The sequence below is a fragment of the Streptomyces cucumeris genome (assembly GCF_024295805.1).
GTDB lineage: Bacteria > Actinomycetota > Actinomycetes > Streptomycetales > Streptomycetaceae > Streptomyces > Streptomyces cucumeris.
In genome coordinates this window covers 447,142-467,658 of sequence record NZ_JANCLX010000002.1, presented here as the reverse complement: position 1 = coordinate 467,658, position 20,517 = coordinate 447,142, and the positions used below count along the sequence as shown (strand labels likewise).

General features: G+C 71.8%; 22 protein-coding genes. 11 read left to right on the top strand and 11 right to left on the bottom strand.

The window, feature by feature from the left end:
- Positions 1-2 precede the first annotated feature (2 nt).
- The 4 genes from NMK44_RS05045 to NMK44_RS05030 all read left to right on the top strand — a co-directional run bounded on the left by NMK44_RS05045 (position 3) and on the right by NMK44_RS05030 (position 4,165).
- Entirely contained in the window at positions 3-773 is a 771-nt protein-coding gene (locus NMK44_RS05045) for an ABC transporter permease (RefSeq protein WP_254738592.1), read from the top strand.
- A gap of 169 nt (positions 774-942) precedes the next feature.
- Positions 943-1,830, top strand: a complete 888-nt coding sequence (locus NMK44_RS05040) for a hypothetical protein (RefSeq protein ID WP_254738590.1) — start codon at positions 943-945, stop codon at positions 1,828-1,830.
- 80 nt (positions 1,831-1,910) lie between these two features.
- Positions 1,911-3,137, top strand: coding sequence for an ABC transporter ATP-binding protein (locus NMK44_RS05035; RefSeq protein WP_254738588.1), 1,227 nt, complete (start codon positions 1,911-1,913; stop codon positions 3,135-3,137).
- Positions 3,134-4,165: an ABC-2 transporter permease gene (locus NMK44_RS05030; RefSeq protein WP_254738586.1), complete on the top strand. Its 1,032-nt coding sequence runs from the start codon at positions 3,134-3,136 to the stop codon at positions 4,163-4,165. The genes NMK44_RS05035 and NMK44_RS05030 overlap by 4 nt, the downstream gene beginning before the upstream one ends.
- A gap of 33 nt (positions 4,166-4,198) precedes the next feature.
- Here NMK44_RS05030 and NMK44_RS05025 read toward each other — a convergent pair whose 3' ends face one another.
- Positions 4,199-4,516 (bottom strand): Rv1322 family protein, encoded by a 318-nt coding sequence (locus tag NMK44_RS05025; protein WP_254738584.1) that lies wholly within the window; start codon positions 4,514-4,516, stop codon positions 4,199-4,201.
- A gap of 232 nt (positions 4,517-4,748) precedes the next feature.
- On the opposite strand from NMK44_RS05025, the gene NMK44_RS05020 reads away from it, so the two are divergent.
- The gene (locus NMK44_RS05020; protein ID WP_254738757.1) at positions 4,749-5,783 is read left to right on the top strand and encodes an LLM class flavin-dependent oxidoreductase; all 1,035 of its coding nucleotides are present in this window, start codon (positions 4,749-4,751) and stop codon (positions 5,781-5,783) included.
- A 37-nt stretch (positions 5,784-5,820) separates the two neighbouring features.
- Here the strand turns inward: NMK44_RS05020 and NMK44_RS05015 are convergent, their stop codons facing one another.
- Positions 5,821-6,213 (bottom strand): SCO5389 family protein, encoded by a 393-nt coding sequence (locus NMK44_RS05015; RefSeq protein ID WP_254738582.1) that lies wholly within the window; start codon positions 6,211-6,213, stop codon positions 5,821-5,823.
- Positions 6,214-6,425: 212 nt separating this feature from the next.
- On the opposite strand from NMK44_RS05015, the gene nucS reads away from it, so the two are divergent.
- Positions 6,426-7,088 carry an endonuclease NucS gene (gene nucS / locus NMK44_RS05010; protein ID WP_037951157.1) on the top strand — a complete coding sequence of 221 codons (663 nt, stop codon included), beginning with the start codon at positions 6,426-6,428 and terminating at the stop codon, positions 7,086-7,088.
- Positions 7,089-7,176: 88 nt separating this feature from the next.
- Here the strand turns inward: nucS and NMK44_RS05005 are convergent, their stop codons facing one another.
- The 4 genes from NMK44_RS05005 to NMK44_RS04990 form a co-directional block, all read right to left on the bottom strand.
- Positions 7,177-9,795: an ATP-binding protein gene (locus NMK44_RS05005; protein ID WP_254738580.1), complete on the bottom strand. Its 2,619-nt coding sequence runs from the start codon at positions 9,793-9,795 to the stop codon at positions 7,177-7,179.
- A gap of 216 nt (positions 9,796-10,011) precedes the next feature.
- Positions 10,012-10,335 (bottom strand): STAS domain-containing protein, encoded by a 324-nt coding sequence (locus NMK44_RS05000; protein WP_254738755.1) that lies wholly within the window; start codon positions 10,333-10,335, stop codon positions 10,012-10,014.
- 157 nt (positions 10,336-10,492) lie between these two features.
- Positions 10,493-11,341, bottom strand: coding sequence for a 3-hydroxyacyl-CoA dehydrogenase family protein (locus NMK44_RS04995; RefSeq protein WP_254738578.1), 849 nt, complete (start codon positions 11,339-11,341; stop codon positions 10,493-10,495).
- 80 nt (positions 11,342-11,421) lie between these two features.
- Positions 11,422-12,060 (bottom strand): TetR/AcrR family transcriptional regulator, encoded by a 639-nt coding sequence (locus NMK44_RS04990; RefSeq protein WP_254738576.1) that lies wholly within the window; start codon positions 12,058-12,060, stop codon positions 11,422-11,424.
- Between the two features lie 80 nt (positions 12,061-12,140).
- Here NMK44_RS04990 and NMK44_RS04985 point away from each other — a divergent pair, with 80 nt between their 5' ends.
- The 3 genes from NMK44_RS04985 (at position 12,141) to NMK44_RS04975 (ending at position 14,347) form a co-directional block, all read left to right on the top strand.
- Entirely contained in the window at positions 12,141-12,923 is a 783-nt protein-coding gene (locus NMK44_RS04985; RefSeq protein ID WP_254738574.1) for an ABC transporter ATP-binding protein, read from the top strand.
- Positions 12,924-12,995: 72 nt separating this feature from the next.
- Positions 12,996-13,751 (top strand): ABC transporter permease, encoded by a 756-nt coding sequence (locus NMK44_RS04980; protein WP_254738572.1) that lies wholly within the window; start codon positions 12,996-12,998, stop codon positions 13,749-13,751.
- Between the two features lie 23 nt (positions 13,752-13,774).
- A complete protein-coding gene (locus NMK44_RS04975; RefSeq protein ID WP_254738570.1) occupies positions 13,775-14,347 on the top strand; it encodes a cob(I)yrinic acid a,c-diamide adenosyltransferase in 573 nt (190 codons plus the stop codon).
- Between the two features lie 75 nt (positions 14,348-14,422).
- Here NMK44_RS04975 and NMK44_RS04970 read toward each other — a convergent pair whose 3' ends face one another.
- A complete protein-coding gene (locus NMK44_RS04970; RefSeq protein ID WP_254738568.1) occupies positions 14,423-15,001 on the bottom strand; it encodes a hypothetical protein in 579 nt (192 codons plus the stop codon).
- Positions 15,002-15,165: 164 nt separating this feature from the next.
- Here NMK44_RS04970 and NMK44_RS04965 point away from each other — a divergent pair, with 164 nt between their 5' ends.
- Positions 15,166-16,419: a sensor histidine kinase gene (locus tag NMK44_RS04965; RefSeq protein WP_254738566.1), complete on the top strand. Its 1,254-nt coding sequence runs from the start codon at positions 15,166-15,168 to the stop codon at positions 16,417-16,419.
- The gene (locus NMK44_RS04960; protein WP_254738564.1) at positions 16,416-17,108 is read left to right on the top strand and encodes a response regulator; all 693 of its coding nucleotides are present in this window, start codon (positions 16,416-16,418) and stop codon (positions 17,106-17,108) included. Before NMK44_RS04965 ends, NMK44_RS04960 begins: the two co-directional genes overlap by 4 nt.
- Here NMK44_RS04960 and NMK44_RS04955 read toward each other — a convergent pair.
- From NMK44_RS04955 to NMK44_RS04940, 4 genes are all read right to left on the bottom strand, one after another.
- Positions 17,095-17,547, bottom strand: coding sequence for a DUF2550 domain-containing protein (locus tag NMK44_RS04955; protein ID WP_254738562.1), 453 nt, complete (start codon positions 17,545-17,547; stop codon positions 17,095-17,097). The two genes, NMK44_RS04960 and NMK44_RS04955, sit on opposite strands and share 14 nt — an antisense overlap.
- 118 nt (positions 17,548-17,665) lie before the next feature.
- Positions 17,666-18,043 (bottom strand): F0F1 ATP synthase subunit epsilon, encoded by a 378-nt coding sequence (locus NMK44_RS04950; protein ID WP_254738560.1) that lies wholly within the window; start codon positions 18,041-18,043, stop codon positions 17,666-17,668.
- 109 nt (positions 18,044-18,152) lie between these two features.
- Entirely contained in the window at positions 18,153-19,595 is a 1,443-nt protein-coding gene (atpD, locus tag NMK44_RS04945; RefSeq protein WP_254738558.1) for a F0F1 ATP synthase subunit beta, read from the bottom strand.
- Positions 19,596-19,600: 5 nt separating this feature from the next.
- Entirely contained in the window at positions 19,601-20,515 is a 915-nt protein-coding gene (locus NMK44_RS04940; protein ID WP_254738556.1) for a F0F1 ATP synthase subunit gamma, read from the bottom strand.
- Positions 20,516-20,517 lie beyond the last annotated feature (2 nt).

Below are 20,517 nucleotides of genomic sequence, written 5' to 3'. Positions count from 1 at the left end.
CGATGGCGGTGCCGAGCCGGGTGCTGCGCTCCGAATGGACCAAGATCCGTTCGGTGCGCTCGACGGTGTGGACGCTGGGTGTGGCCGCGCTGGTCACGATCGCGCTCGGAGCGCTCATCAGCGCGCTGGTCCGGCATGACTTCACCCGTCTGTCGCCCCATGACAAACAGGTCTTCGACCCGACCTTCGTGAGTTTCGCGGGCACCGGACTCGGTCAGCTCGCGATGATCGTCTTCGGGGTGCTGGTGGTCTCCGGCGAGTACGCCACCGGAATGATCCGCACCTCGCTCGCGGCCGTTCCGCGCCGCGGGGTGCTGTTCACCGCCAAGCTCACCGTGGCGGCGCTGCTCGCCCTCGCGGTGGGCATGCTCACCAGCTTCGCCGCCTTCGCCACCGGCCAGACCCTGCTGGGCCAGTACCGGGCCGCGCTGGGCGACCCGGGGGTGCTGCGGGCGGTGCTCGGCGGCGGGCTCTACATGACGCTCATCACCGTGTTCTCGATGGCCGTCGCGGTGATGCTGCGCAGCCCGCTGCTGTCCCTGGGCGTGCTGATGCCGTTCTTCTTCCTGATCTCGAACATCCTGGCCAACGTGGAAGTGACACGGAAGTTCGGCGCGTATCTGCCGGACCAGGCGGGCCAGCACATCATGCGGGTGGTCCCGGACGGCGACGGCGCCCCGTACGGCCCGTGGGGCGGCTTCGGCATCATGTGCCTGTGGGTGGCGGCCGCCCTGATGACGGGCTACGTCCTGCTCAAGCGCCGCGACGCCTGAGCACTCCGCGGAACGTGCCGCGAAATGCGGTCGTTCGTCCGACGGCGCGAGGGTGTGTGCACGACGGCGCCGTCGTCCGGCCTGCGGAAGCCCGCGGCACGGTCCGGCACCGCATACGGAACCCCGCGCGGGGGACCGCGATCAGCGCCCGGCGCGTACGCTCGCGGGTGTGACCGACCGCAGTCTCGCCGCCCTGGGCTTCGCCGACGTGCCCGCCCGGCAGCCGCTGTGCTACCCCGGCCGTCCCGTCACCTCGCCCGCCCTGCTCACCGGTGGTGAGCTGTGGCCGCTGGAGCCCGCGGAGGGACGGCTGGGCCGCTGGCCGGTCCCCGGCCCGGACGGACACCGGGTACCGCTGGACACCGCGCTGGCCCGGCTCGGGGCGCCGGCGGCCGGTGCGCGCACCCCGGTCGTCGCGGTCGGCTCCAACGCCTCCCCCTCCCAGCTGCATCACAAGCTCTCCCGGCTGGACGACCGGTACGCCGTGCCGATGGTCCCGGTGGACATCACCGGGATCGCGGTCGGCGCTTCCGCGCACATCGGGCGCCACGGTTACGTCGCCTCCGCGCCGTTCACCGCGCCGCGGCAGCGCACCGCGCTGGTGGTGAGCTGGCTGGACGCCGGTCAGCTCGCGGCCGTGGACGCCACCGAGTACCCCAACTACCGGCGGGTGCTGCTGCCCGGCGCGGACTTCCCGATGGTGCTGCCGTCCGGTGAACGGCTGGGCGGCGCCTACCTCTACACCGGGGTGCGCGGGGTGCTGCGGGACCCGGACGGCACGTCGCCGCTGCCCGGCGGCGGCGACCAGAGCGCGCTGCTGACCCACCTGCTGGCCGCCTCGGACCGGCTGCGCACCCTGCTCGGCCCCGATCCGCGCTCCTGGGTCCGGCGGGCGAGCGCCGACCCCGCGGTGCGGGAGGCGGGCACCCGGGCCTTCCGGGACGAGGGCTGGGCGCTGCCGCAGGCGGGGCTCGGGGGCGGTGCCGGGGAGGCCGGGGACGGTGCCGAGGGGCCGCCCGGGGCCTGTGATTACGATGCGCTCTCATTCCTCCGGTGAGGGGAACCGTCAACCCACCGCTATCCTCCTAACCCTCACGGGGGCTCGCGCCCCGGACCCATTTGCACGAGGGGCGGAGAATGATCGAGGCAGTCGGCCTGACGAAGCGCTACGGCGCCAAGACGGCCGTGTACAACCTGTCGTTCCAGGTGAGGCCCGGTGCCGTCACCGGCTTCCTGGGACCCAACGGATCCGGCAAGTCGACGACGATGCGCATGATCCTGGGGCTCGACGAGCCCACCGCCGGGCAGGTCACCGTGGGTGGCTACCCGTTCCGCCGCCTCCCCAACGCACCGCGTCAGGTGGGTGCCCTGCTCGACGCCAAGGCCGTGCACGGGGGCCGCAGCGCGCGCCAGCATCTGATGTGCCTGGCCCAGCTGTCGGGTATCCCGGCCCGCCGGGTGGACGAGGTCCTGGGCGTGGTCGGCCTCCAGAGCGTCGCCGGCAAGCGGTCCAAGGGCTTTTCGCTCGGTATGGGCCAGCGCCTGGGCATCGCCGCCGCCCTGCTCGGCGACCCGCAGGTGCTGCTCTTCGACGAGCCGGTCAACGGTCTGGACCCCGAGGGCATCCTGTGGGTCCGCAACCTGATGAAGCAGCTCGCCTCCGAGGGCCGCACCGTCTTCGTCTCCAGCCACCTCATGAGCGAGATGGCGCTCACCGCGGACCACCTGATCGTCATCGGGCGCGGCCAGCTGCTCGCCGATATGAGCGTCCGGGACTTCATCTCGTACAACTCCGCGGACTTCGCCCGCGTCCGCACCCCCGAGGGCGAGCCCGAGCAGCGCGAGAAGCTCACCTCCGCCCTGAGCGAGGCGGGCGGCCAGGTGCTGCCCGAGCAGGACGGCGCCCTGCGGGTGACCGGACTGCCGCTGCCGCGGATCAGCGATCTGGCGCACGGCGCCGATGTCCGCCTCTGGGAGCTGTCGCCGCACCAGGCATCGCTGGAGGAGGCGTACATGCGGATGACCTCCGGCGCGGTGGACTACCGCTCCACCGCAGACCAGCGTGCCGGGCTGATGGAGCCGGCCCCCGGTATGCCGCCGCAGGGCGGTGCGTACGGCTACGCCCCGGGGGCGCCCGGCCAGCCCATGGGCCCCGGCGGCTTCCCGCCCGGCACCGTGCTGCCGGGATACGCCGAGCCGCCCGCCGCCCCGCAGGGCCACGCACCGGCGCCCTACGGTCAGTCGCAGGGCCACGCACCGGCGGCCGCGCCCGCGGCGCCGCCCGCCGCCCCGCCGGCCGCACCGGCCGCTCCCCCTGCCTCGGCTCCCGACATGACCAAGCGCGACAGCGAGGACGCCCGATGACGACCCCGTACCAGCCCCCGTCGGCGCCCGTCCCGCCGCATACGCCCCCGCACACCCCGCCGGTGCCGCACGGCGCCCCGCAGGCACCGCAGCAGCAGATGCCGCCGCAGCCGGGGCACCCGTACCCGCAGATGGCCGCCCCCGCGGCGCCGCAGCAGCAGCCCGTCCCGCAGCAGATGCCGCAGCCGACGCCGCCGCCCGCCGGGGCCAACCCGTCCCAGCCGTACGCCGCCGTGGGCGGCTACACCTCGCCGATCCCGGTCCGCGGCACCCACCTCGGACACGCCCTCGCCTCCGAGTGGACCAAGATCAAGTCGGTGCGGTCGACGATCTGGACGCTGAGCGTGATGGTCGCGCTGGTGGTCGGGATCGGACTGCTGGTCTCCGCGGGCACCAGCGACGACGAGTACACCAACGCTCCCCCGACCCTGCCCGGCTTCTTCGGCACCCTGCTGGGTCAGCTCTGCCTCGTCACCCTGGGCGTGCTGGTGGTCTCCTCCGAGTACGGCACCGGCATGATCCGCACCACGGTCACGGCCTGCCCGCAGCGCGGGCGCGTGCTGGCCGCCAAGGCGATGGTCTTCTTCACCCTCTCGTTCATCACCACGACCGCGGCACTGGCCCTGGTGGCGTTCGCCGGATCGGGGATGCACAGCGGTCCGGGTGTCATGGAGCCCACCGGTGACCAGATGGTCGGCGCCACCATCGGGGCCGGGCTCTACATGTCGCTGCTCGGGCTGCTCTCCATGGCCGTCGGCTCCATGCTGCGGCACTCCGCGGGCGCCATCACCGCGATGCTCGGTGTGGTGCTGCTGCCGGCGATCCTCCCGGCGTTCCTGATGATGTCCGAGAGCCTCCAGGACCTCGGCGAGACCATGCAGAAGTACTCCTCGCCCAACGCGCTGGCGTCGCTGTTCCAGCTCTCCGACGAACTGGGCAGCGGCTGGTCGCAGCTCGGCGTACTGGCCGGGGTCACCGGCGCGGCGCTGATCGGCGCCTACGTGCTGCTGGAGAAGCGGGACGTCTGAGACATCCCGCTCCGGCCGCCTGCCCCGCGGCCCTCAGTACTTCGGCGCGTTACGGGACCGCTGGAGCTTCGCGCTCCGGCGGTCCCGCGCGTTCCAGCAGGCCTTGTGCCAGTGGCGGCGGTCATCGGCCCCCGAATGCTGCTGCCAGGCGACCACATGCGGCACCCCCGGCGGGATCCCCTGGTCACACCCCGGGCAGCGATAGTGCTTGGTGGCGGCGCCCCCGCTGATCTGCCGCACCACCCACTCCTCGCCCTGCCAGTCCTCGGTGCGCTCGAGTCCGAAGCGGTCGGCACCGTCGCGGCCGACGGGCTGCTCGCCGCCTCTCGGGCGGTTGCGGCGTGGAGACACGATGACACCTCGGGAACTCGAGAGCTGGGCGACTCAGGCCCGCTGAGGGCTACGGGCTGTGACCACAGTACGCGTTACGGTCACGCTTCCGGAAAGCCGTCGTCCACCCCCACTCTCCGATCATCATGAAAACTTCTTGCCAAGCCGTGCCCTTGGCACGTGTCAGGCGTTAATGCCTTCGAGGGGGTGCGCCCGCGTCCGCGGACGTTCCGCGACAAGGAGGCAGATGGCGATGCATGTGGGGGCTTTCATCCTGGCCGCTCAATTCCCGGGCCAGGGACATCAGGAGGCGCTGCACCGGGCGGTGCGGTCGGCCGAACTGGCCGAGGTGTCGGGGCTGGACGCGGTCTGGCTCGCCGAGCACCATTTCGTTCCGTACGGGGTCTGTCCGTCCGCGGTCACCCTCGCCGCCCATCTGCTGGGCCGCACCCGGACGCTCGGGGTCGGCACGGCGGTGAGCGTGCTGCCGACGGCACATCCCGTCGCGCTGGGTGAGCAGGCGGCGTTGCTGCACCAGGTCTCCGGCGGCCGGTTCACCCTGGGGGTCGGCCGCGGCGGGCCGTGGGTGGACCTGGAGGTCTTCGGCGCCGGTCTGGAGGCGTTCGAGCACGGCTTCCCCGAATCGCTCGATCTGCTGCTCCGCTGGCTCCGCGAGCCCCGGGTCGGGGCGGACGGCGAGCGGTTCACCTTCCGTGAGGTGCCGGTGGTGCCGCGCTGCGAGGATCCGCTCGGCGCGCGGGGCGCGGTCTCCCCTCCGGTGGTCGTGGCCTGTACCTCGCCCGGCAGTGTGCGGCTGGCCGCCGAGCGCGGGCTGCCCATGCTGCTCGGTATGCACTGCGGTGACGAGGAGAAGGCCGAGGCGGTCGCGCTCTGGCGGAGCTCCGCGCTCGCCGCGGGCCGTTCGCCCGATGAGGTCGAGGCGGCGGAGCATGTCTCGGCGGGGGTGGTGCAGATCGCGGACGCGCGCCCGGAGGCCGCGGAGATCCTGACCAAGGCGATGCCCGGCTGGTTACGGCAGGGGCTCGATGCCCATGTCACGGTCGACGGGCGGCAGCGCCGGATGCGCGATCCGGTGGCCTATGCGGAGTTGCTCTGCGAGCTGCATCCGGTCGGCCCGCCGCGGCTGTGCGCGGACCGGCTGGCGGCCACCGCGGAGCGCACCGGGATCCGCCGGTTCGCGCTGCTGGTCGAGGGGTCGGGCGATCTGGCGACCACGGAGGAGAATGTGCGCAGGCTCGGTGGTGAAGTGCTGCCGCTCCTGTGCTGATACACCTCCCCCAGAGGGAGCGGCAGCGGTCATCGCGTCAGCAGTCGCGCAGTTCGGGCGACTGGTTCAGCAACTGCCCCCGAACCGAGGTGAAGCGCGCGAGGCGCTCATCCGCCGACGCGTCCAACGGGAAGACGGCCACCCGGTGACAGTTCTGGAAGGCCAGCCGGACCCCGAAATGGCGCTGGAGCGCGCCGCGTATCGCGTCACTCGCCAGTGCGCGCAGCAGTTGACCGCGTGCCTGCTCGTCCGGCGGCGGCGTCTGGTTGTCGGCGAACTCTCCGCCGTCCACCTTGAGCTGGGCCACCAGCGAGCTGATCATCTCCCATGCGTACGGTAGGGAGTTCCGGACGCAGTCGACGAATTCCGCTTCGTCGACCTCGCCTCGCTCGGCCTGTTCGAGAAGGGCCGGTGAGACGTCGAGCGACATGGGTTCTCCTCTCGCGACCCCGGGGTGCGGGGTCTCAGGGATGGGATGGGCGGACGGCGACGGAGCGTACCCGTCCGGCGACCGCCCGCTTCAACGGTAATTCGGCCACTGCCCCCGCACCAGGAGAACGGGCACACAACCAGCCATCACCGAACGGGTCCATCGCCGGACGAATCGCGTGGAGCCACCGGCGTCGAGTAGCGTTGCCGACCATGCGTCTCGTCATCGCCCGGTGCTCCGTGGACTACGCCGGCCGTCTCACCGCCCACCTCCCCTCGGCACCCCGTCTGATCCTCGTCAAGGCCGACGGCAGTGTGTCCATCCACGCGGACGACAGGGCCTATAAACCCCTCAACTGGATGTCTCCCCCGTGCACCCTCAAAGAGGGCGATGACGATGTGTGGACGGTCGTGAACAAAGCGGGGGAAAAGCTCATCATCACCATGGAGGAAGTCCTCCATGACTCGTCGCATGAACTCGGCGTCGACCCGGGCCTGATCAAGGACGGGGTGGAGGCCCATCTCCAGGAGCTGCTGGCCGATCGGATCGAGACACTCGGCGATGGCTGGACGCTTATTCGGCGTGAATACCCCACCGCCATTGGCCCCGTGGACATTCTCTGCCGGGACGCGGACGGCGCCACCGTGGCGGTGGAGATCAAGCGGCGGGGGGAGATCGACGGAGTCGAGCAGCTCACCCGCTATCTGGAGCTGCTCAACCGGGATCCCCACCTCGCCCCGGTGAAGGGTGTGTTCGCCGCCCAGGAGATCAAGCCGCAGGCGCGGGTGCTGGCCACCGACCGCGGAATCGGCTGTGCGGTCCTCGACTACGACGCGCTGCGCGGTATCGAGGACGACAAGCTGCGCCTCTTCTGACGGGCCCGGCCGCCACACCCCTCACTTCCCGCCACCCGACCGCATCCGCGCCCGGCGCGATGCGGTCGTCGGCTTTCCGTACGGCCGGCTAGGCCGAGGCCGACGAGGACGGGGCGGTGGAGGTGCTCGGCGCGCTGGCCGTGGTGGAGGTGTGACCCGAGGGCGTCGGCGCCGTGGTGGACGGCGAGGTCGTCGGGCTCGGCTCGTCCGTGGGGTCGTCCGGGGTCGTCGGGGTGCTGCTCGGCGTCCGGGTCGGCCGGTGGGTGGGGCGCTGGGTCGTGGGGTCCGGCGAGGGCGACGAGGGCTTGCCGGTCTCCGAAGGCGTACCGCTGGTCGACGGGTCGTCGTCCGGGGAGGTCGGAGTGCCGGGCGTCGCATCGGCCGGAGTGCTGGGCGAGGTGGACGACTGCGGCACCCCGGTGGACCCCGGCCGGGGGTCCTGGCCGGGGTCGCCGGTCGGCTCGTCCGCGGTGAGATCGGCGTCGTCGTCCTGCTGGGACGCCGTCCGGTCGGGCTTGACGCGGTCGCCGGGCTGGTCCTTGTCGTCGGAGGTCATCCCCAGGGTCACCACGGTGCCGAGGACCGCCACCAGGAGCGCGCCCGAGGCCACCGCTATCACGTTGCGCCGGGCACCGGCCGCCGTGAGGCGGCGCAGCCCGCGCGGACGGCCGCCGGGGGCCGCGGCACCCGCCTTCGCCGTCGGACCCGTCGAGCCCGGTGCGCCCGTCGAGCCCGGTGCGCCGGTCGCGTTCCGCGCCGTCACCGCGGGGAGGGCGCTCGTCCCGGCCGCCGCGGCCGTACCGAGGGAGGTGAGCGGACTGGTCGCCGCCACCTTCGGGGTGACGACGGTGATCTCGGTATCGGGGTTCTGCGCCCCCGGAGCACCCGGAACCCCCGGCGCACCGGCCCCGTCCCGGGCCCCCGGAGCGCCCGGCGCGGAGGCCGACTCCTCGTGCCGGGCCGCCGGGACCTCCTCGCCCGCGGCCGACCGGCCGCCCCCCGCGGTGCCGAACGCACCCGCCATCGACGATCCGGCCGTACGGTCGCTGACCAGGGCCAGTGCCCGCCGCCCCGCGACCGTGCCGCGCTTGTCGGCGAGGACGCCGCGCAGTCCGATGGACGCTTCCAGCTCCGCGCGGGCCCGGTCGAGATTGCCGGTGCACAGCGCGAGGACGCCCAGCTCATGGTGGAAGTACGCCTCGTCGGAGACCTGTCCGGCCAGCCGGGCGGCCTCCTGGCCGTGGCGCACCGCGCGCTCCCAGGCACCCCAGTGCAGCGCGGCGGCGAAGGCGGGGGCGGCGGCGCGGGCCAGGGCCACGGCGGCGTCGGCGTGGCCCGCCTCGCGGCTGGCGACCAGGGTGGTCATGGCGCCGAGAACGGCGTCCGCCTCGGCGGCCACCCGGTCGGGGGCGACCGAGGGGTGTCCGGCCCACCAGGCGTAGTGCTGGGCGACGGTGTGCGCCCGCCCGGCGGACTCCGCGGCGTCCCCGGCGAAGCCCTCGTCGGTGAGCTGGGCGGCCACACCGGCGGCCAGCCGGTAGTGCGATCCGGCGGTGGTGATCAGCCCGCAGCCCAGCAGCTCGGCCAGGGCGGCGTCCGCCTGGGTGTCCTCGGTGAGCGCGGGCAGATGGGCCTGGTGCGGCAGTTCGCCGCCGAGCGCGAGCGCGAACCGCAGGGCGTCCCGGGCCGCCTCACCGAGCTCCCCGGCGAGCAGCCCGGCGGGGGTGGCGGCCTCCGCGCGGCTGGGCAGCGGTCCGCCACCGCGCTCCTCGCGCCGCCGCAGCAGCGCGCCCGCCTGGACGAAGCGCAGCGGCAGCCCCTCGGCCGCGAACCACAGGTCCGCGGCCCAGCCCGCCTCCTCCTCCGTCAGCGGCCGGCGTACGGCGCGCTCCAGCAGCTCCAGACCGGCGGTGCGGCTGAGGCCGGAGAGGAAGACCTCTTCGAGGTGCGAGTCGGCGGAGGGCGCGGCGATCCCGGGGGTGGCGGAGATCAGGAAGGCGCATTCGGGGGTCGCGTCGAGGAACTCGTCCAGCGCGGCGCCGCCGAAGTCGATGTCGTCGAGGACGACCACGGCGCCGATCTCCTGGACCGCCGCCAGCAGTCCGGCGCGGTCGGGGCGGTGGAGCGGTGCGCGGTAGACGGCGGCGTAGAGGTCATGGAGGAGATCGGTGGGGGTGCGGCGGTAGCCGGAAAGCCGGACCACACCGTCCGGGGCGAGCCGCTCGCAGTCGGCGGCCACGGCCTCCAGCAGGACGCTGCGCCCGGCGCCGGAGGGACCGGTGACCCGCACCGAGCGGCCGCGAGCCAGCAGCCGGGACAGCCGCTCCCGCTCCTCCTCGCGCTCCAGCACGGGCAGCTCGGGCACGACGGTGCCGGAGGGGCGCGGCGGGGCGGCGGCCCGGCGCAGCTCGGCACGCTCCTCGGCGCTGCGCCGCCCGGGCCGGTCGGGCCGCTCGCCGGGCGGACAGGGTTCTATCTCGCTGCCGTCGACGGGGTTGACGGTCAGCAGGTGGTCGCCGGAGACGATCCGGGCGGTACGGGCGGGGGCCGGAGCGTCGCTGTCCAGATGGGGCAGGAGCGGATCGCCCGGCGGTGGGGCGGGCAGGGCCGACGGACCCTGGCCGTCCGCCGGGCGCGAGGACTCGGCCGGACGGGAAGCGGCCTCGTCGCGGCCGTGTTCCTCCGGTCCGCGGTTCATCGGCTCCATGGTGATGGCCCCCAGTGCGTGGCGTGCTGTGTGGCTCCCCGGCCCGCCGTCGCCTCTGGTCGGTGCCGCCGTGGGGAAAGGGCCCGGCGGTACCGAACCCTAGACCTTCTCACAGTATCCACTCCCCGGCAGGGAGGGCACGCCACCCCGGTGCCGCCCGGCCTCTCGGAGCCCGCGCCATGGCGGGATCCGAGAGGCCGGGCGTCCGCGGGTGCTTCAGACGCGCGGCAGGGATTCGGCCTCGAGGCCGCCCTCGATGGCCAGGATGCGGTGCAGCCGGGTGGCCACCAGCAGCCGCTGCATCTGGGGCGGGACTCCGCGCAGGACCAGCCTGCGCCCCGCCCGGCCGGCCCGCCGGTGCGCCCCCATGATGACGCCGAGTCCGGTGGCGTCCCAGGAATCCAGCTCGGTGAGGTCCAGCACCAGATCCCCACCGCCGGAGTCGACAGCGGTGTGCAGGGCCGTCCGGGCGTCCGCCGCGCTTCGGACATCCAGTCGGCCCCCGACGACCAGCTCGGTGTGGTCGCCCCTGATGTGCATATGCACTCCCCACTTCGGTGCGTCGTGTGTCGTCAATAAGCCATTCTGTCTACAGAACTGACTGCCCCTCACGCGACGAAGTTGCCGCTTGTAAGCGAACCGATACCGAATTCACCCGCGAGGGTGAGTCCCAAGCCTGGCGCGGTAACCGGGCCCGTCAGTAGCGGTAGAAGCCCTCGCCGCTCTTGCGGCCGATGTCCCCCGCGTCGACCATGCGGCGCATGCTCTCCGGCGGTGCGAACTTCTCGTCCTGGGACTCGGTGTAGATGTTCTCGGTGGCGTGCATCAGGATGTCCACGCCGGTGAGGTCGGCCGTGGCGAGGGGTCCCATCGCGTGGCCGAAGCCCAGCTTGCAGGCGATGTCGATGTCCTCGGCCGAGGCCACTCCGGATTCGTGGAGCTTGGCCGCCTCGACGACGAGGGCGGCGATCAGACGTGTGGTGACGAAGCCCGCGACATCACGGTTGACGACGATACAGGTCTTGCCGATGCCCTCCGCGAACTCCCGTGCGCGGGCGAGGGTTTCGTCACTGGTCTTGTAGCCGCGCACCAGCTCGCAGAGCTGCATCATCGGCACCGGGGAGAAGAAGTGGGTACCGACCACCCGCTCCGGGCTCCCGGTGGCCGCCGCGATCTTGGTGATCGGGATCGCGGAGGTGTTGGAGGCGAGGATGGTGTCGTCCTTGACCAGCCCATCGAGGGTCCGGAAGATCTCCCGCTTGACCTCGACCTTCTCGAAGACGGCCTCGACCACGACATCCGCGTCGGCGGCGGCGTCGAGGTCGGTGGTGGTGGTGATCCGGGCGAGGGCCTGCTCGGCCGCCTCGGCCTCCAGCTTGCCCTTGGAGACGAACTTCTCGTACGAGGCCCGGATGCCGTCCGTACCGCGCCGCAGCGCCTCGTCGGTCACATCGCGCAGCACGACGTCCCAGCCCGCCTGTGCCGAGACCTGCGCGATGCCGGACCCCATGAGTCCGGCTCCGATGACCACGAGCTTCCTGGCCACGACACACACCCTTCGATCGACGTTGATGTGCCGGACCTTAACGCCCGTTCACCCTCCGTGGCAGCCCTTAGTAAGGCGCGTCACGGTGTGTTCTTCGCCGCATAGTTGAGCGTGCGCTCCCCGAGGAGGGAGGTGACCAACTCCAGGCGGCCCAGTACCTCGCGCGCCACGTCCGCCGGTTCGCCCCCGGCCGCGATCAGCCGCTGGACGCTGTTGAACAGCACGCTGTTCACCCAGGCGAGCTGGCTGGCGACCAGCATCGGTTCGGGGTCACCGGGGTCCGCGCCGGTCTCCTCGCACAGGGTGTCGCCGATGGCGTGGCAGGTCCGCTCGTGCATCGACATGATCCGCAGACTCAGGGCCGGTGAGTCCTGGATGACGGCCATGAAACGCGCGAATCCCGGGCTGAGCGGGGCGTAGCTGCCGTCCTCGAGGGAGGTGCGCAGCTCCCGCAGGACGGCGACGGCAGCGGACTCGCCCACCGCACGCTCCTCGATCCAGCGCGACAGCCGTCCCACCGTCTCCTCCTCCCGGTCGAAGAAGAGGTCCTCCTTGGCCGGGAAGTAGTTGTAGACCGTGTTCACGGACACCTCGGCGGCCTCCGCGATCTCGGCGATGGTGACCGCCTCGAACCCGCGCTCCAGGAACAGCCCGGTCGCCACGTCCGAGATGTACTGCCGGGTCTGCCGCTTCTTCCGCTCCCTGAGCCCTTCCGCCATGGACCCATCCTAGCTTCGCTGGTGCCGCTTAATTTTTGGAGTCATTGCAATTTTGGGGTGGCCCTGGTTTTCTGTGGGGCATGGCAGTCCTCATCACCAGCGGGCTCGCCCGCACCTTCCGGACCAAGCGCGGCCCCGTCGAGGCCGTACGGGGCATCGATCTGACCGTCGAAGCGGGGGAGATCCTCGGCTTCCTGGGACCCAACGGCGCGGGCAAGACCACCACGCTGCGCATGCTCACCACCCTGCTCCCGCCCACCGGCGGCACCGCGACCGTCGCCGGGCACGATCTGACCCACGACCCCGCCGGGGTGCGCCGCCGCATCGGCTACGTCGCCCAGACCGGCGGCGTCGACCCGACCGTCTCCGTACGGGAGGAACTGGTCACCCAGGGCAGGCTGTACCGGCTCACCCGGCAGCGGGCCACCGCCCGCGCGGCCGAACTGGCCGGGGACCTGGACCTCACCGCGCTGATGGACCGCCCCTGCGGCGCGCTCTCCGGCGGTCAGCGGCGACGTCTGGACATCGCCCTGGGCCTGGTCCACCGGCCCGGGATCCTCTTCCTCGACGAACCGACCACCGGCCTCGACCCCGGCAGCCGCGCCGAGCTGTGGGACCTGGTCCGCCGACTGCGCGACGAGCACGGCACCACGGTGTTCCTGACCACCCACTACCTCGACGAGGCCGATGCGCTCGCCGACCGGCTGGTCATCGTCGACCAGGGGCGGATCGCCGCCGAGGGCACCTCGGCGGCGCTCAAGGCCCGGTACGGGGGCTCACCGGAGGCGACCCTCCAGGACACCTTCATCGCCATCACCGGACACGGCACCCCACGGCGTGACACCGCCCCGCTCACCGTCTGAACCCCGCATCACCCCCGCGCACCCCGCCCAGCCGTCCACAGCGGTCAACCCGCCCTCCCGGAAGGGGAATCCGTGCCCCACGTCCTGTCCGACACCGTCCTGGTCTTCGGCCGGTACGCCCGTCAGACCCTGCGCTCCACCCCCGCCCTGGTCTTCGGACTGGTCCAGCCGCTGCTCTTCCTGGTCTTCTTCGGACCGCTGCTGGAGGATCTGCCGCTGAGCGGCGACGGTGACTCCTGGCAGCTCGTCGTCCCCGGCATCCTCATCCAACTCGGCCTGTTCAGCGCCTCGTTCACGGGCATCGGCCTGGTGCTGGAGAAGCGCCTCGCGATCGTCGAGCGGATGCGGGTCACCCCGGTCAGCCGGCTGGCGCTGCTCATGGGCCGGGTGCTCAAGGACGTCGTCCAGCTTCTGGTGCAGTCCCTGGTGCTGGTGGCCGTCGCCGTGGTGATGGGGCTGCGGGCGCCCGTGCTGGGGGTGGTGATCGGCTTCGTCTTCGTCGCCGTGCTCACCGTCTCGCTCGCCTCGCTGTCGTACGCGCTGGCCATGCGGGTGGCCACCCCGCAGGAGTTCGCCCCCGTCATCAACGCCGTCACCATGCCCGCGATGCTGCTGTCCGGTGTGCTGCTGCCGATGTCGCTCGCACCGGACTGGCTGGACGCGGTCTCCCACGCCGTGCCGTTCCGCTACCTCGTGGACGGCGTACGGGCCGCCTTCGCCGGGGAGTACGGGGACGGCAGGATCGCGGTGGCCGCGCTGGTCGCCACCGGTCTCGCGGTGGTGGCGGTGACCCTCGGCGCCCGGCTCTTCCGGCAGGCGGGGGCGTAGCCACGGCGCGTAGTCTCGGGCCCATGGTCAATCTCACCCGCATCTACACGCGCACCGGGGACTCGGGCACCACCGCCCTCGGCGATATGAGCCGCACCGCCAAGACCGATCTGCGGATCTCCGCCTACGCCGACGCCAACGAGGCGAACGCCGCGATCGGGGTGGCCATCGCGCTGGGCGGGCTGCCCGAGGAGCTCACCACCGTCCTGGTCCGCGTCCAGAACGACCTGTTCGACGTGGGCGCGGACCTGTGCACCCCGGTGGTGGAGAACCCGGAGCATCCGCCGCTGCGCGTCGAGCAGAGCTACATCGACAAGCTGGAGGCGGACTGCGACCGCTTCCTGGAGGGGCTGGAGAAGCTGCGCAGCTTCATCCTCCCCGGCGGCACCCCCGGCGCCGCGCTGCTGCACCAGGCGTGCACGGTGGTCCGCCGCGCCGAACGGTCCACCTGGGCGGCGCTGGAGACCCACGCGGACGCCATGAACCCGCTCACCGCCACCTATCTCAACCGGCTGTCGGACCTGTTGTTCATCCTGGCCCGCTCGGCCAACAAGGAGGTCGGCGACGTGCTGTGGGTGCCCGGCGAGAACCGCTGACACCAAGCGGCCCGCACACCGCGAACGGGGCCGGAACCGGGCGCTCCCCGGTTCCGGCCCCCGCCGCGACGGCCCTCACTCCGGGAGCGAGGAGCGGACCCGCTCCGGCGCCCGCTTCGGCTCCGGCTCCCGCTTCGGCCACAGCGTGTAGCTCATCGCGATGACCGCGTTGATGCCGATGACGAACAGCATCCGGGTCTGCCACTCCCGCAGCGAGCCGATCTCCCCGTCGTCCCCGACGTACCAGACCGCACCCTGCAGCAGCACGATCGCGATCACCGAGGCCAGCATCCAGCGCAGCGCGGTCTTCCACTCGTGCACCGCGCGCGCCGTCCCGTACTTCGGCGGCTTCACCGGCGGCGGACCGCCGAAGAAGCGGTGGGCCACCCGGGCGTCCACCCACGAGATCGTCTGATGGCCCAGCGCCACCGAGAAGCCGATGTAGACGGCGGCGAGCCCGTGCTTGAAGTCCGGTTCCGCACCGTTCTTGAGGTCGATCGCGGTCGCCACGAAGAGCACCAGTTCCAGCAGCGGCTCGCACAACAGCACCGCGACGCTCGCCTTCGGCATCTTCGCCAGGTACCGCAGGCCCAGCCCGATGGCCAGCAGTACCCAGAACCCGACCTCACAGGCGATGATCAGCGCGACAATCACGGATGGCTCCTCTCGCTCTCCCCCTCCACGCTCCCGTGCGATCCGGGCCGCCGCGTCGTCGCGGGCGATGAGAACCGACTGCATCCTTCGATGTACTCCCCCTCGTCCCGGCCCCGCCCGCGAGCGGAGGATCACCCGCCGTCGCCCGTGATGGGATGGGCGTCATGCCGTCCCGCCCGCGTCTGCTCCAGCGTCCGCACCGCGACGATGTGCTGATCAGCCTCGCCGGACTGGTCGGCGGAGTCGTCCTGTGGTCGCTCGGGCTGGTGGGCGGGGATTCGTTCCCCCGGGAACCGGAGGCGCTCACCCTGGTCCCGCTGGTGGTGATGGCAGGGGCCGAACTGCTGCGCAGGACCGCCCCCGCGGTCGCGCTGTGCGTGGCGGTGCCCGCCCTCGCCGCCGACCAGTTCGCGGGCTCGCTGATCGCCACCATCGTGATGTTCACCGATGTGCTCTACGGGGCGGTGGTGTACGGAACCCCCGCGATGGCCCGCAAGATCCCGCTGGCCACGGTCTATCTGACGGTCGTGGCCACGGTCGTGCCGATCGCGGTCTACCGCACCCCGGCATCCCTGCTCGTCGGCGTGGTGGTCGGCCTGGTGGTGCTGACGCCCGCCTGGACCGGCTGGGCCATCCGCGAGCACCGGGAGGCCGCCGCCGCGGAGCGGCTGCGCGCCGAACAGACCGCGCTCCTGGCCGAGCTGGACCGCCGCGAGGCGGTCACCGCGGAACGCGCCCGGATGGCCCGGGAGCTCCACGACATGGTGGCCAACCACCTGTCCGCCATCGCCATCCACTCCACCGCCGCGCTCTCCCTCAAGGACGCCACCGCCACCGAACGGGCCCTCGGGGTCATCCGGGAGAACAGCGTGCACGGCCTCGCCGAGATGCGCCGGCTGATCGGTCTGCTGCGCGACGCCGGGGACGGGGGCGCACCCGCGCCCGCGCCCACCCTGGACGCCCTGGACACCCTGCTGGACCAGGCGCGCGCCACCGCCGCGGCGGGCTCCGGCGGCCAGGAGTTCGTCCTGCGCGACGACCGCCCCGGGGGCACCGCCCCACTGCCCGCGCCGGTCGGGCTGGCCGCCTACCGCATCGTCCAGGAGTCCCTGACCAACGCGCTGAAGCACGCCGGACCCGGCCGGGTGGAGGTCACCCTCGACCGTCTCCCGGACGGCCCGCTGGAGGTCGGTGTCACCAGCCCGTACGACGAGGACCGCGCGGCGCCCCGGGCGCCCGGCTCCGGCAGCGGGCTGATCGGGATGCGGGAGCGGGTCTCGCTGCTCGACGGCACCCTGGAGACCGGACCGGCGGACGGCCCCTCGGGCCGGATCTGGCGGGTCCGGGCCACCCTGCCGCTCACCTCGGGATACGCCCCCGAGACCGTCCACTCCCCCACCGACCAGGAGCCGCAGTGACCCAGCCGACCACCCCGCCGCGGACCGTCCGCGTGCTCGTCGCCGAGGACCAGGCGGCGGTGCGCTCCGGGCTCGTCCTCATCCTGGGCTCGGCGCCCGGGATCGAGGTGGTCGGCGAGGCCACCGACGGCCTCCAGGCGGTGGACATGGCCCGGTCGCTCCGCCCCGATCTGGTGCTGATGGATGTGCAGATGCCGCGTCTGGACGGGGTATCGGCCACCCGGGAGGTGGTCGCGGAGGGGCTCGCCGATGTACTGGTGCTGACCACCTTCGACCTCGACGAGTATGTCTTCGGGGCGCTGCGCGCGGGCGCCGCGGGCTTTCTGCTCAAAGACAGTGACGCGGCGACGCTGATCGAGGCGGTCCGTACGGTCGCCCGCGGCGAGGGGCTGATCGCCCCGGCGGTGACCCGCCGGCTGATCGCCGAGTTCGGCAGGGCGGGCGCTGTGCCCTCCCCGGGCGGCGCCGACGCGGCGGCACTCGGCGCGCTCACCCCGCGCGAGCGGGAGGTGCTGGGCGCTCTGGGGCAGGGGCTGTCGAACGCGCAGATCGCGGCACGGCTGACCATGGCGGAGGCCACGGTGAAGACCCATGTCAGCAGGGTGCTGGCCAAACTGGACCTGCGCAGCCGGGTACAGGCCGCGGTCCTGGCCCAGGAACTGGGAGTGGAGGGCCCTAGGCCACGTTGACCCGACGGCCGGGCGGGGCCGCCTCCAGCCAGGCGAGAAAGCCGGTCAGGGCGTCCTCGCTCATCGCCAGCTCCAGCCGGGTGCCGTGGTGCAGACAGGCGAGCACCACCGCGTCGGAGAGCAGCGCGAGCTCCTCCTCGCCCTTGGGCGTACGGCGCTCCAGCACCTCGATGGCGTCGCGCTCCAGGAGCTGGCGGGGGCGGAAGGCATAGGAGAAGACCCGGAACCACTCGACGCGGTCGCCGTTGTAGCGGGCGACCCCGTACACCCATCCCTTGCCGTTGGCATCGGACCGGCCCTCGCCGTCCGCGCTCCAGCGCAGTGAACAGTCGAAGGTTCCGCCGGAGCGCTGGATCAGCCGCCGCCGCAGACCGAAGACGAAGAGTCCCACCACCACCAGCGCGACGACCACGCCGCTCACGAGCAGAGCGAGGACCATCTTCACCGACCTCCTCGCGTCATCCGGAAAACCGCACCTGCATTACCTCAGCCGCGGACCGCTGAAGCAAAATTCCAGCGAGGTCCGCGGCTGAGGTTCTCGACCGTACGTGACAGGCTCAGTGCACTCCCGCCACCGCGCGCAGCCGGACATCGGCGCGCCGCTCGGCGGCGGCGTCCGCCTCTGCCTTGGCACGCTCCAACGCCCGCTCCGCGCGCTTGACATCGATCTCGTCGGACAGCTCCGCGACCTCGGCCAGCAGCGAGAGCTTGTCGTCCGCGAAGGAAATGAACCCGCCGTGCACCGCGGCGAGGACGGTTCCGCCATCGCTCGTACGGATGGTCACCGGACCGGACTCCAGGACACCGAGCAGCGGCTGGTGGCCGGGCATCACGCCGATGTCACCCGATGTGGTGCGCGCGATGACCAAGGAGGCCGTGCCGGACCAGACACTACGGTCCGCCGCGACCAGCTCGACATGCAGCTCAGCAGCCAACGTGGCTCCTCGGGTCTACCTGCCGGGTACGACAGGGCTTTCGTCACAGAATAACGGGCGTTCGGAGAGGGGCGGGACCGGGCCCACCCCTCTCTCAGAGCTACGGGGCTCAGGAGACGCCCAGCTCCTTGGCCTTGGCCTTGAGGTCGTCCAGGCCACCGCACATGAAGAACGCCTGCTCCGGGAAGTGGTCGAACTCACCGTCGGCGATCGCGTTGAACGCGGCGATGGACTCGTCCAGCGGAACGTCCGATCCGTCGAGACCGGTGAACTGCTTCGCCGCGTGGGTGTTCTGCGACAGGAAGCGCTCGATACGGCGGGCGCGGAAGACGGTGAGCTTGTCCTCTTCGCCGAGCTCGTCGATACCCAGGATGTTGATGATGTCCTGGAGGTCCTTGTACTTCTGCAGGATCGACTTCACGCGCGAGGCGCAGTCGTAGTGGTCCTGCGAGATGTAGCGCGGGTCCAGGATCCGGGAGTTCGAGTCCAGCGGGTCCACCGCCGGGTAGATGCCCTTCTCCGAGATCGGCCGGGAGAGCACCGTCGTCGCGTCGAGGTGCGCGAAGGTGGTCGCCGGAGCCGGGTCGGTGAGGTCGTCCGCGGGGACGTAGATCGCCTGCATGGAGGTGATCGAGTGACCACGGGTCGAGGTGATGCGCTCCTGGAGGATGCCCATCTCGTCGGCCAGGTTCGGCTGGTAGCCCACCGCGGAGGGCATACGGCCGAGCAGGGTCGAGACCTCGGAACCGGCCTGGGTGAAGCGGAAGATGTTGTCGATGAAGAACAGCACGTCCTGCTTCTGCACATCGCGGAAGTACTCCGCCATGGTCAGACCGGCCAGCGCGACCCGCAGACGGGTGCCCGGGGGCTCGTCCATCTGGCCGAAGACCAGCGCGGTCTGCGGGAGAACGCCGGACTCGGCCATCTCCTCGATCAGGTCGTTGCCCTCACGGGTGCGCTCACCGACACCGGCGAACACGGAAACGCCCTCGTGCAGCTTGGCCACACGCATGATCATTTCCTGGATGAGGACGGTCTTGCCGACGCCCGCGCCGCCGAACAGACCGATCTTGCCGCCCTTGACGTACGGGGTCAGCAGGTCGACGACCTTCAGACCGGTCTCGAACATCTCGGTCTTGGACTCGAGCTGGTCGAAGGCCGGGGCCTTGCGGTGGATGGACCAGCGCTCGGTGACCTCGGACTCGGCCTCGGGCTCGTTGAGGATCTTGCCGAGGGTGTTGAACACCCGGCCCTTGGTGACGTCACCGACCGGCACCGTGATGCCGTCGCCGGTGTCGGTCACCGCGGCCTGGCGGACCAGACCGTCGGTGGGCTCCATGGAGATGGCGCGGACCACGCCCTCGCCGAGGTGCTGGGCAACCTCAAGGGTCAGCGTCTTGGTCGCGCCCTCGGTGGAGGGGTCGGCGACCTGGACGGTCAGCGCGTTGTAGATGTCCGGCATCGCGTCGACGGGGAACTCCACGTCGACGACCGGGCCGATGACCCGCGCGACGCGGCCCGTCGCCGTGGCCGTCTCAACAGTGGTGGTCATAGTTGTCAGTCACTCCCCGCAGAGGCGTCGGCCAGAGCGCTCGCGCCACCGACGATCTCGCTGATTTCCTGGGTGATGTCGGCCTGGCGGGCCGCGTTGGCAAGCCGCGTGAGCGACTTGATCAGTTCTTCGGCATTGTCGGTCGCCGACTTCATCGCCCGCCGGGTGGCCGCGTGCTTGGAGGCGGCGGCCTGGAGGAGAGCGTTGTAGATACGCGACTCGACGTACCGCGGCAGCAGGGCGTCGAGGACGTCCTCCGCCGACGGCTCGAAGTCGAACAGCGGGAGGATCTCGCCCTTCTTGGCCGACTCCTCCGCCGTGTCCTCGAGGCTGAGCGGCAGCAGCCGGCTGTCGACCGGCGACTGCGTCAGCATCGACACGAACTCGGTGTACACGATGTGGAGCTCGTCCACACCGCCCTCGGCCGTCTGCTGGAGCACGGCCTCGATCAGGGGACCCGCGATCTTCTTGGCGTCCGCGTAGGTCGGGTTGTCGGTGAAGCCGGTCCACGACTCCGCGATCTTGCGCTCGCGGAAGCCGTAGTAGGCGACACCCTTGCGGCCGACGATGTAGGTGTCGACCTCCTTGCCCTGCGCGGTGAGCCGCTGGGTGAGCTGCTCGGCTGCCTTGATGACGTTGGAGGAGTAACCGCCGGCCAGACCCCGGTCGCTCGTGATGAGCAGCACGGCGGCCCGCGCCGGGTTGTCGGTCTCCGTCGTCAGCGGGTGCCGGGTGTTGGAGCCGGTGGCGACCGCGGTCACCGCCCGGGTGAGCTCCCCGGCGTACGGAGTCGAGGCCGCCACCCGGCGCTGCGCCTTGACGACGCGCGAGGCGGCGATCATCTCCATCGCCTTGGTGATCTTCTTGGTCGCGGAGACGGACTTGATCCGCCTCTTGTAGACCCGGAGCTGGGCACCCATGC

Coding starts and splice junctions, on each gene's coding strand:
- atpD (WP_254738558.1), bottom strand. CDS start 19,595: ATGACCACCACTGTTGAGACGGCCACGGCGACGGGCCGCGTCGCGCGG.
- NMK44_RS05030 (WP_254738586.1), top strand. CDS start 3,134: ATGACGACCCCGTACCAGCCCCCGTCGGCGCCCGTCCCGCCGCATACG.
- NMK44_RS05035 (WP_254738588.1), top strand. CDS start 1,911: ATGATCGAGGCAGTCGGCCTGACGAAGCGCTACGGCGCCAAGACGGCC.
- NMK44_RS04965 (WP_254738566.1), top strand. CDS start 15,166: ATGCCGTCCCGCCCGCGTCTGCTCCAGCGTCCGCACCGCGACGATGTG.
- NMK44_RS04955 (WP_254738562.1), bottom strand. CDS start 17,547: ATGGTCCTCGCTCTGCTCGTGAGCGGCGTGGTCGTCGCGCTGGTGGTG.
- NMK44_RS04990 (WP_254738576.1), bottom strand. CDS start 12,060: ATGGCGGAAGGGCTCAGGGAGCGGAAGAAGCGGCAGACCCGGCAGTAC.
- NMK44_RS04985 (WP_254738574.1), top strand. CDS start 12,141: ATGGCAGTCCTCATCACCAGCGGGCTCGCCCGCACCTTCCGGACCAAG.
- nucS (WP_037951157.1), top strand. CDS start 6,426: ATGCGTCTCGTCATCGCCCGGTGCTCCGTGGACTACGCCGGCCGTCTC.
- NMK44_RS05045 (WP_254738592.1), top strand. CDS start 3: ATGGCGGTGCCGAGCCGGGTGCTGCGCTCCGAATGGACCAAGATCCGT.
- NMK44_RS05000 (WP_254738755.1), bottom strand. CDS start 10,335: ATGCACATCAGGGGCGACCACACCGAGCTGGTCGTCGGGGGCCGACTG.
- NMK44_RS05015 (WP_254738582.1), bottom strand. CDS start 6,213: ATGTCGCTCGACGTCTCACCGGCCCTTCTCGAACAGGCCGAGCGAGGC.
- NMK44_RS04940 (WP_254738556.1), bottom strand. CDS start 20,515: ATGGGTGCCCAGCTCCGGGTCTACAAGAGGCGGATCAAGTCCGTCTCC.
- NMK44_RS04975 (WP_254738570.1), top strand. CDS start 13,775: ATGGTCAATCTCACCCGCATCTACACGCGCACCGGGGACTCGGGCACC.
- NMK44_RS05005 (WP_254738580.1), bottom strand. CDS start 9,795: ATGGAGCCGATGAACCGCGGACCGGAGGAACACGGCCGCGACGAGGCC.
- NMK44_RS05020 (WP_254738757.1), top strand. CDS start 4,749: ATGCATGTGGGGGCTTTCATCCTGGCCGCTCAATTCCCGGGCCAGGGA.